10 protein-coding genes are annotated in these 9,943 nt (G+C 63.7%); 2 read left to right on the forward strand and 8 right to left on the reverse strand.

What is annotated here, in order from left to right; genetic code table 11:
- Nucleotide 1: 1 nt before the first annotated feature.
- The 4 genes from Q4E95_RS08670 to Q4E95_RS08685 all read right to left on the reverse strand — a co-directional run bounded on the left by Q4E95_RS08670 (nt 2) and on the right by Q4E95_RS08685 (nt 2,706).
- On the reverse strand, nt 2-394 hold the full coding sequence (locus Q4E95_RS08670) for a hypothetical protein (RefSeq protein ID WP_190806646.1): 393 nt from the start codon (nt 392-394) through the stop codon (nt 2-4).
- Between the two features lie 237 nt (nt 395-631).
- Complete coding sequence (locus Q4E95_RS08675; protein ID WP_190806647.1) at nt 632-925, reverse strand: type II toxin-antitoxin system VapB family antitoxin; 294 nt, start codon at nt 923-925, stop codon at nt 632-634.
- 60 nt (nt 926-985) lie between these two features.
- Nucleotides 986-1,651, reverse strand: a complete 666-nt coding sequence (locus tag Q4E95_RS08680; RefSeq protein WP_303382925.1) for a TetR/AcrR family transcriptional regulator — start codon at nt 1,649-1,651, stop codon at nt 986-988.
- Between the two features lie 227 nt (nt 1,652-1,878).
- On the reverse strand, nt 1,879-2,706 hold the full coding sequence (locus Q4E95_RS08685; RefSeq protein WP_303382926.1) for a hydroxymethylpyrimidine/phosphomethylpyrimidine kinase: 828 nt from the start codon (nt 2,704-2,706) through the stop codon (nt 1,879-1,881).
- 130 nt (nt 2,707-2,836) lie between these two features.
- Here Q4E95_RS08685 and Q4E95_RS08690 point away from each other — a divergent pair, with 130 nt between their 5' ends.
- Complete coding sequence (locus tag Q4E95_RS08690) at nt 2,837-3,583, forward strand: queuosine precursor transporter (protein WP_303382927.1); 747 nt, start codon at nt 2,837-2,839, stop codon at nt 3,581-3,583.
- Nucleotides 3,584-3,628: 45 nt separating this feature from the next.
- Here the strand turns inward: Q4E95_RS08690 and Q4E95_RS08695 are convergent, their stop codons facing one another.
- The 4 genes from Q4E95_RS08695 to tgt all read right to left on the reverse strand — a co-directional run bounded on the left by Q4E95_RS08695 (nt 3,629) and on the right by tgt (nt 8,883).
- The gene (locus Q4E95_RS08695; protein WP_303382928.1) at nt 3,629-4,483 is read right to left on the reverse strand and encodes an MBL fold metallo-hydrolase; all 855 of its coding nucleotides are present in this window, start codon (nt 4,481-4,483) and stop codon (nt 3,629-3,631) included.
- Nucleotides 4,483-5,676, reverse strand: a complete 1,194-nt coding sequence (locus Q4E95_RS08700; RefSeq protein ID WP_303382929.1) for a serine hydrolase — start codon at nt 5,674-5,676, stop codon at nt 4,483-4,485. Before Q4E95_RS08700 ends, Q4E95_RS08695 begins: the two co-directional genes overlap by 1 nt.
- 1 nt (nt 5,677) lies before the next feature.
- On the reverse strand, nt 5,678-7,456 hold the full coding sequence (locus Q4E95_RS08705) for a biotin carboxylase (protein ID WP_303382930.1): 1,779 nt from the start codon (nt 7,454-7,456) through the stop codon (nt 5,678-5,680).
- A gap of 143 nt (nt 7,457-7,599) precedes the next feature.
- Nucleotides 7,600-8,883, reverse strand: coding sequence for a tRNA guanosine(34) transglycosylase Tgt (gene tgt, locus Q4E95_RS08710; RefSeq protein WP_303382931.1), 1,284 nt, complete (start codon nt 8,881-8,883; stop codon nt 7,600-7,602).
- Nucleotides 8,884-8,965: 82 nt separating this feature from the next.
- Between tgt and Q4E95_RS08715 the strand changes: the two genes are divergently transcribed.
- On the forward strand, nt 8,966-9,943 hold a 978-nt coding region (locus tag Q4E95_RS08715), incomplete at its 3' end, for an FUSC family protein (protein WP_303382932.1).

Genomic DNA, 9,943 nt, shown 5'->3' on the forward strand with positions numbered 1-9,943 from the left:
GTTATCGCTTCTTGGGTGTGAAAGATGTAGTGCACTTCCAGGTGGTGTTGCCCTGTTTTGCCGAGACCTCCACGACCACCTTGCGGCCGGGCGTTGCGCCGGCAATGGGGTACTTGACCGACGCGGTGCCCTTGGTGGAGGCGGTCGCGTACTTGGTGTTCGTGGTGGTTTTGTACTTCGCCTTGGTGGTGACCTTGGAGCGTGCGCCCACTTTGGACACGTTCACATACGTGTTGGTGTACTGGCGCGGTTGTGTGACGGACATGGTGGCCTTGCACGGCTTCACCACGGCGGCTTGGGCGGGGGCGGCACCCACGGCAACGGTGCCGGAGGCCAAGAACAAGGCAATGAGTCCGGTCGTCACGGAACGACGGAAGGAAGATGCGGCAATCATGCGCGGATCCTTTGTTATGGGCGATAACTCCTCGATCCCAGAACCAAGGTTCCGCGTCACGACGGCCCAGCCAGGCCGTGAGTTCCTCGCCGATCAGGGGGATGCTTACATCATAAGGACACTCGTGACCCGCAAGTAACTATTGTCACAAAATGACGCGGTTAATTGTCGTGTCGACGCAACTACCGGTTTATCAGAAGACGTTGCCAGCAGACCGATGGAGGACTCGGGTGCGCTTCAGAGTTCAAGTACCCGCGCGTGGATCACCGAGCGGTGATGGAGTGCGGTGCGCAGGGCGCGGTGGACTCCGTCCTCAAGGTAAAGCGTGCCGTTCCAGGAGACGACATGCGGGAAGAGGTCGCCGAAAAATGTGGAGTCGGCGTCCAGGAGCTTGGACAGGTCCAGCATGGACTGAGTGGTGACCAGATCGGTCAGCCGCACTTGCTTGGGTGGGATCTTTGACCAGTCAGCGGGTGTGACCAGGCCGTGTTCGGGATAGGGGCGTGAATCACCCACGGCCTTGAAAATCATGGGTTCAGCCTAGTGTGTTGCACCCCTGTGATTGCGTCGTGGGGTGCGACGGGGGGCGTGTTACGAAACCACACTCAAAACTGGTCGGGTCGAGGGCAGCTGAACGGGGCGGAGGTTCTGATCGAACTGGGCACCCAGGCCGCGCTGAATGAACAGGACGGTGGCGTCCATCCGAGACTTCTGAGCGCGCGTGCTTTCGGCCCCGTGGCTGCGGTCCGCGGTGGATGCGAGGGAGCCGTGCACCAACTGCGTGAGCTGGGCCGGATCGGTGCGGGGAAGGTAACCCTCGGACATGGCGCGTTCCAGAATGCCCACCAGGACGCCTCGCAGCTTGCCCACATGCTTGCCGAGCTTGGCGAAATCTTCGGGCGCGAGCACGGTCTTCATGGCCTCCCCAGGGGGGAGGTGGCGGCGGCTCATGTCCTCGAGCTGCGCCCGCACGTAGGTTCCCAATTGGTCAATGGGGTTCTCGGTCTCCGCGAGGTCCCGCTCCAGGTCCGCCACGAACCGTTCGGTCTCATCCAGGGCGTAGGCGACCAGTAGCTCACCCATGTCCGCGAAGTAGTTGTAGACGGCCGTGCGCCCCACGCCCGCGGTCTTGGCCACCTGGGTCATCGTGAGGTCGGTGAGCCCCTGCGTGTAGAGAAGCTGCCCGAATGCGGTGAGAATGGCGCGCTGGGTGCGCTCGCGTTGGGCTGCGTTGCTGGAAGCTGAAATGCGGGGCATGTTGACACCTTATCTGATTCCGTCAGTAAATCCGGGGACGTGCTGACTGAGGCGGGTGACGTTCTGTCAGTACATTCAACGGCACGGGGTGGTAGATGTAATCCAGGCGCAGCGATCTCACCGAGACCTTTCAGGAAATGTCCCGCTCATGCCCCGGATACGACGACGCCGCGCTCACCGGACCCAGCGTGGGGAACCGGCGCGCGCGGCGTCGTCGGGCGGGCAACTCAGGATTCGGCGGCGAACCCGCCCTGCCACAGCGATTCGAACGGGAGGCGTGAATTGAGGCGGTGGCGAATACCGGCGGAGACGAAGGCCTTGGCCGTGCGCGCGGCGTCGATCTCGGACGCACCCTTGGCCAGTTCGGCAGCCACGGCGGCGGCCAATGAGCAGCCGGCTCCCGAAACCGGGACCTCGCCGACCTTGGGCTCGCTGAGCACCTCGAGCTCGGAGCCGTCATAGAAGACGTCCACGGCGTCCGGACCGGACAGGCGTACCCCGCCCTTGGCCAGCACCGTGGCACCGGAGGAGTCGTGGATGCGCTTGGCGGCTTCCTTGAGGTCCGCCACGTTGTCGATCGAGTCCATGCCCGACAGTGACAACGACTCGAAATGATTGGGCGTCACGAACGTGGCCAGCGGCAGCACTTCGGCCTTGAGGGCCTGGTCGGTGTCCAGGGCTGCGCCGGGCTCCTGGCCCTTACAGATCAGCACGGGATCCAGGACCAAGTGACGCGGCTTGAGGTCGGTCATGGCCTGGGCCACCGTGTGGATCGTGGCGGGTGAACCCAGCATGCCGATCTTGACGGCGTCCAGGTCGTAGGCGGCGGAAATGGTCTGCAGCTGATGGGCCAGGGTCTCCTGGTCCACGGGAGTCAGGCGGTGGGCCCAGTCGTTCTCCGGGTCGAACGCCACAATGCAGGTCAATGCCAGGGAACCGAAAACCCCCAGCGACGTGAAGGTCTTGATATCCGCAAGCGCGCCGGCCCCGCCGGTGACTTCGGAACCGGCGATTGTCATGGCGACGGGAGGCTGCGGGCGGGAATTTTCAGTCATGGGGATATTGTGCTCCTGCAATCCCCGAGCTCGCGAATTCAACGCAACGGGCGTAACCATTACACTGATCCTCGACGCCGGGTGGCAGACGACGTCGCACCAGTTCCCTTGATTCCGTGGAGAGTTTGTCGTGCCCCATTCCGCCACCCCGCTCACCCGCGACGTTTCAGCCACCGCGGCACCGTCCGACGCCGCCGGCCCCGCCTTCGCGCGCCGCCCCCGCACGTACTTCGACCTGATTCTGGCCGCGTACTGCGTGATCCTGGTGCTCTCCAACATCGGCGCGACCAAGGGGGTGGAGTTCGGTCCGATCATCACGGACGGCGGTTTCTTCCTGTTCCCCCTGGCCTACGTGCTGGGTGACGTGGTGACAGAGGTGTATGGCTTCAAGGCCGCTCGGAAGGCCATCATCACGTCCTTCGTGTTCGGTGCGTTCTCCTCCGCGGTGTTCTGGATCGTGATCATCCTGCCGCCGGCGCAGTTCTACGAGAACCAGAGTGCGTTCGAGGCCGTACTGGGGCCCGTTCCACTGATCGTGGCCGGCTCACTGCTCGGCTACCTGGTGGGTCAGTTGCTCAACGCCTACGTCATGGTGAAGGTCAAGGCCAGGACCCAGGAGAAACACCTGTGGGCGCGTCTCATCGGCTCCACCATGGTGGGCGAGCTGGTGGACACCATTATTTTCTGCTCGATTGCCGCGCCCATCATCGGCATTGACTCGTGGTCCGGGTTCTTCAACTACGTGATTGTGGGGTACGTGTACAAGTGCCTGGTCGAGGTGCTCATCATGCCCCTGACCTACGCTGTGATCGGATGGATCAAGCGCCGCGAGCCGAGCTACGGAACGGTTCAGGGCGGCGTCGAAACCCGCGCGTAGTTCGCACGCTCTGACCGTTGGCCCACGGCCGCGGTCGGGGGCCGTCTAATAGCCCAGATATGCCAGCTGCGCGGCAATCGAATGCTCGGCCGCGCGGCGTACACCGTGCGGAACGTCCGAGTACACGGCATCCGTGATGGCCGGCAGGCTCGCGTTGCTGCCCAATTCATGGAGCACCGAGCGCACCTGGTCCAGCCGTTGCAATCGGTGGTCCGTGAGCTCTTCACACACTTCTTGGATGTCGTGAAGCGGGCCGGCGTGGGCCGGGAGCACCAGGGCCCCCGAATAACGTGCCAACACGTCGAGTGAGCGCAAGTAGTCGCCCAGGGAACCATCCGGATGGTCGATCATCGTGGAGCCGCGACCCAGGATCGTGTCGCCGGTGATGATGGTCTCCGGTTCGTCGTGCGGAATCCTGAAGCACACGGAATCCGATGTATGACCGGGGGTCGCAATGACTTGGATGCGCATCCCCGCGGCCACGATCGTGTCGCCGTCACGCAGTGGTTCACCCTCGCGGCAGTGTTCGGGAAGAACGGCGCGCACGGGGGCACCGGTGAGCTCGCGCAATCGGTCGATGCCGTCCGTGTGGTCACCGTGCCGGTGGGTGATCAAAATCAGCACCACGTTCCCGACATTCGCGATGGCCTGCAGATGCCCCAGATCCTCGGGTCCGGGGTCAACCACCACCACGTCGCTACCGGGCCACGAGCCTCTGCCTTGTGCGGAGGGATGAGCGCCGTAATGGGGGTACTCAGGGTCGGAACCCCGTGCCGAAAGGATCCACGTGTTGGTTCCGTCCAACGTCATGGGCCCGGGGTTGGGTGCCAGGATCACACCCGCGCACGCGCTGACCCGGCGAAGTTCGCCGGGGTGGGCGTGGGGCTCTTCCGGGTCCATTAAATTCGGTTTTCCTGGACGGCCGCGGCAATGGTGTCGAACGCGGTCAGGGTGGTCAGCAGCATCCATGCATCCTGTGGGACGGGCCAGCTGGACAGCTTGGTCGCCACCACACGGGCCGGCCGGTTGATGTAAATCATCTGACCGTGGATACCCAGGGCCAGGATCACGTCAGAACCTTCGCGGGGGATCCAGAACTGGTTGCGGTACATGCCCCCGGGCATGCGGGTGTCCGTGGGGGAATCGGCAAAGACCTGGCGGGAATCCGGGCCCCCGGCCATGGTGTCGTAGATCCATTCGGCGGGGGTCACGCGCGCGCCCGTCATGGAGACTCCGTCACCCAGGACCACGCGACCCACGCGGGCGATATCACGCAGCGAGGCGGAGATGCCGCCGTCGAACATGCCGGTGCCGGTGCTGTCCACCCCGATGTTGGCATCCTCTTCAGCGCCAATGCGACTCCACAACAATCGGGACATCAGTTGCTGCATCCGGGCGCCACCGGCGGCCTCGCACACCCAGCCGAGCACATCGGTTTCCGCGGAGCGATACTCGAAGGTTCCGCCGTGCTCGCGGACCTTTTTCAACCCGAGTAGGAATTCGTACATGCTGCGCGGTCCCGGGTGGGTCCACGGTTTCCAGCCGATGGCTTCCTCGAGCTGGCGAACCTCGGCGTCCGGGTCCGTGTACTCCTCGGAGAACCGGACGCCGGTGCGCATGTCCAGCAGGTCGCGCACGGTGGCCCCGGCATACCCCGAATAGGCCAGCTGCGGCACGTAGGCGGTGACGGGCGCGTCCAGGTGCAGCAACCCAGAGCCCCACAGGGAGCCGGCAACCAGTGAGACCAAGGACTTGCTCACGGACATCAGCAAATGCTTGGTACCCGCAGCCATACCGCCGGGGTAATGCTCGGCGAGGATCTTGCCGTCGTGTTCGACCAGCCAACCGTCCGTGTAGGTCCAGTCCATGACCTCGCCCACGGTGAGGAATCGGCCGTCCACCGTGACGAGGGGAAGGTTCTCCACCGGGGCGGGGGCACTCTCGAACGGAGCTGCGGGCGCCGCCGCCCGTGAAATTGCGGCGGTGGGCAGAATGTCCGCGATGTGCTGGAAGGACCACGCGAGTTGCTCGGGGGTCTGCCAGTTGTTGAGAGTGACTCCCGCACCCGGGGAGCCGCTGGTCTCGCTGAGCAACCTAGGCCTTCAAACCTGCGGATCCTTTGGCCCCTGCAGGACGCACCAGGGGAGTCACGGTGTACATGTCTCGGAAGGATTCAATCAAGTGCTTGGCCCTGATGCTCAACGCGGTGCCATTGCCGGTGTCGCGCTGCAACCGCCCGATCGAGACAATGATGCCCAGGTCTGCGCCCTTCCAACGGAACTCGCCGGGACCGTAGATCCGCATGAAAAAGACTTCCGACGAGTTCTGAAGCTGGTGCCAGTCTAGCGCCGGGCGGCGGTAGACGAGCCCGCCGTCAGCGTCCACGAAGTACTGGCCGGTGCGCGGTGCCTTGTCGATACGGGCGACACCCGGGGAGATCTCCTTGACCACGGCCTGGCTCCACACATCCACGGCGGCCAGCTCGGCCCAGCGCTCATTGATCTCATCCACGTCCAGTTGCAGTTCCACGTCCATGTACTGCAGGAGATGGAACAGGAACAGGGGAACGTCCGCGTAGGCGCCGGCGGTGACCTGGGTGATGGAGGTGGCTCCGGAAATCCGCGGATTCAACTCACCCAGGTACACGTCCTTGGTGTCCAGATCGATCAACACGTCCACCTCGAAGAAGCCCATGTAGCCTTCTTCGCCCAGCCGGTCACCCAGCCTGCGAACCATGTCGGAGGCAATGGCGCGGGTCTCGTCATCGAGCACGTCCGGGAACGTCTCGTTACCGCACCAGCCGCCGCGGTACGGGGTCAGCTCGGGGTAGCCGGTCAGTTCGGTCATGAACGGACCCACGATGGTTCCGGCGTCCGTGCGCACCGCTTCCACCGCCACGGGGAAGTTGTTGATGCGCTTCATGACCTTGACCTCTTGGCCTACGATCTCGTCCTTGTACTCGTCCCAGTCCTCCTCGGAATCAATGAAGAAGGTGGTCTTTCCGGAATCGCCGTACGCCGTCTGCACCACCAGATCGGTGCCGAGGTTGTTCTCGGTGGTTTCTTTCTTGAGGGCATCCCACGAGTCCACGGTGGTGAGGATATTCGGCACGGAGGGGACCCCCACCTCGTTGCCCAGGCGCGTGGTGATCAGCTTGGAGTCCAGCATTTCGCGCAATTGCGCCTTGGGCAGGATGAGGTCGTAGCCGAGTTCCTCGCAGATTTCTTCGGTTTCTTCGTTGAAGAACACCAGAGCAATCTTGGGGCGCGTTCCCTGAGGGGTCCGCGAGTCGATCAGGGCGCGCACCTCATGGTGGCGGAGCAGCCAGTTGTTGATGTCCTCGCCGGACTCGAACTCGCGGGCGGGTTTGTTCTTGGGGGTGAAGATGCGCGGATGTGCGCCGTCCCAGCCGTCGTAGAACGAAATGTAGGAGAGATTGCGCACCCAGCGGTCCAATCCCAGCAGGTTGAACGGGGTGGCACCCACGAAGAACACGGGAGTGTCATTGACGCGGAAGAAGTGGCGCACCTCGGACACATTGCGCAGAACTCGCCGCGTGGGCCCGGCCATGCTGGACGGGACGTACTTGGCGTCCACGCCCACGCCGTATCCTCCGGCGGTAACCTGGTTGGATTCATCCACGGATGCTGGGCGACCGGGCACCACGCCCTGGGCCGGTTGGTCGGTGTCCTCGGCCTCGCGGTGGTCCACGAGGGAAATTGCGCCGGTGGGGGGTGAAACGAAATCTTGGTCGACTGGTTCGCTGGCACGAGTACCGGCGAGAGCCGCACTCACGCCGGATTCCGCGGCATCTTGCGCGGGTGTGGGCGTGGAATTGGAGTCCACACCGGATTGGTCCTTGTTGTTAGTCATGCTGACCACCCCTCTGGATCGCTGTGATTCCCGTTTATACAGGCCGGAGAATGTGGTGCACAACATAGAGCGGCGTGTCCCGGGGTTTGCGAGGAAAGATTTCACAGTGCGGGACCGTGCCAGGGTGATAAACAGTATGGTGATCATTGCATTTGGTAGTAATTTCTGAGAGTTCTATCCCGGTATTCGAAATACGTTCCGTTATTGATGGCGTCGCGTGCTCCGGACACCACGTCCAGGATGAACCGTTCGTTGTGGATGGATGCCAGGGTCGCCGCGTTGCGCTCCTTGGCCTTGAACAGATGCCGCAGGTACGCCCGAGTGTAGTGGGTGCACGTGTAACACGGGCAGGTCTCGGAAATGGGGGTGAAGTCCCGGGCGAAACGCGCGTTGGTCAGGTTGAAGCGACCGGTCGGAGAGTAGACCGCGGAAGAACGGGCCACGCGGGTGGGGGAAACGCAGTCGAAGGTGTCCACACCGTTGTCAATGGCCGTGAAAATATCGTCGGGCTCGGAAATTCCCAGAAGATGTTTCGGAGTATTTTCCGGTAACTCTTCCGTGCACCAACGAACAATTGTCCCCAATTGTTGTTTTTCCAAGGCCCCGCCGATGCCAAAACCGTCGAATCCCATGGTGGACAGGTCCCGGCAGGCCGTGCGGCGCAGGTCCTCGTACTGAGCGCCCTGGATGACTCCGAACAGCGCCTGGTAGGGCTTGTGCGAGCGCTCCTCGGTCAGGCGCTGGTGCTCCGCAATGCAGCGCAGGGCCCACAGACGCGTGCGCTCCAACGCCTCCTCCTGATAGCCGCGGGAGTTGTGGAGCGTGGTGAGCTCATCAAAGGCGAACATGATGTCCGCGCCCAGGTTGTGCTGGATCTGCATTGATTTTTCCGGGGTGAACCGATGCAGATCCCCGTTGATGTAGGAACGGAACCACACGCCGTCGTCATCAACGTTGGCCATGCGTTCCTGGCCCTTGGCGACGTCGTCGTCACCGAGCGGTTCCTTGACCGTGGACATGTCGATGACCTTGCCCAGGCCGGAGCCCTGGGACATGACCTGGAAGCCGCCGGAATCCGTGAAGGTCGGGCCGGGCCAATTCATGAAGGTGCCCAGCCCGCCTGCGGCGTCCAGGATGTCGTCCCCGGGCTGGAGATACAGGTGGTAGGCGTTGGCCAACATGGCCTGGGCGCCCTCGTCCGCCATGGACTCCGGGAGCACGGCCTTGACCACGGCCTGCGTGGCCACGGGGATGAACGCCGGCGTCTGGATATCGCCGTGCGGGGTGTGAATGGTGCCGGTGCGGCCCTGGAACTGCCCACCGTTCGCCTCGATCTGATGCGCAGCGGGGGAGGAGCTGTCCCGCAGGCGTGTTTCGATCTCGAAGCTGAAAGCGGCGGTGGCTGTTTCGGTACGGGGTGTGGGCACCACACCATTGTGCCGGTTCCGGCGAGCTGGGAGAGAATGGGCCCGGTTCAACGTTCCGGACAGAAAGGTAGGCCGCACCCAGGTGAGCACGGTTGCCCAGTTCTTCGCCCTCCCGCCATCCCAGCGGGATCACATCCCGGCGGCGCGTATTGCGCTGTCCGTGGCCATACCCCTGCTGGTTCTGCTGGCCCTGGATCGGACGGACCTGGCGATCTACGCGGCCTTCGGTGCGTTCACCTCCATTTACGCGCGCAACGAACCCATCCGGGATCGGTTCAAGCACCAATCGCAGGCGGCGCTCATCCTGTTGGTGTGCATCCTGCTGGGTGCGCTGCTGTCCAACATGGGTGCCGCGCAGCTGGTGACGTTGGGGGTCACCGCGGTGGTCGCCGGTGTGGGTGCCCTCGTGGCGGCCTATCTCAACCTGAAGCCGGCGGGATCGCTCTTCTTCATCTTTGCCGTGGGTGCGATCGGTTCCCTGCCCGAGGCGGCTCCCCTGTGGTTGGCCGGCCTGATCGCGGCACTGTCCGCCGGGCTCTCCGTGGCGCTGGGGTTGGCCGGTCAATGGGTGGGTGAAGGCGTCCAAGGACCCATCGCCCCCGTCCCCGCCCATCACGGACTCGCCACCGGGCAACTGTGGTCGCACGCCGGCCGGTTCTTCCTGGCCACCTCCGTTGCCGGCGCGCTGGGTTTGCTGAGCGGAATGTCCCACAGCTACTGGGCCATGGTCGCGGCGGCCGCCCCAATCGCGGCCCCTGACCTGAGTGCCCGGCTCCAGCGCGGCGTGCACCGCATGGTCGGCACGCTGGGTGGCGTGGGGGTGACGGCGTTCTTGCTGTCCATGCAGTTGGAAACGTGGCACATCGTGGTGTTCGTGATCATCCTGCAGTTCCTGGCCGAGCTGTTCATCGGCCGCAATTACTCCATTGCGCTGTTGTTCATCACTCCGCTGGCCCTGCTGATGACCCAGCTGGCCCACCCGGTGGAGACACTGTCCCTGTTGCAGGCCCGCGCGGTGGAAACCGTGATCGGCGCGGTGTGCGGTCTGGCGGTCGTGTAC

The sequence above is a fragment of the Kocuria sp. genome (assembly GCF_030536815.1).
Lineage (GTDB): Bacteria > Actinomycetota > Actinomycetes > Actinomycetales > Micrococcaceae > Kocuria > Kocuria gwangalliensis.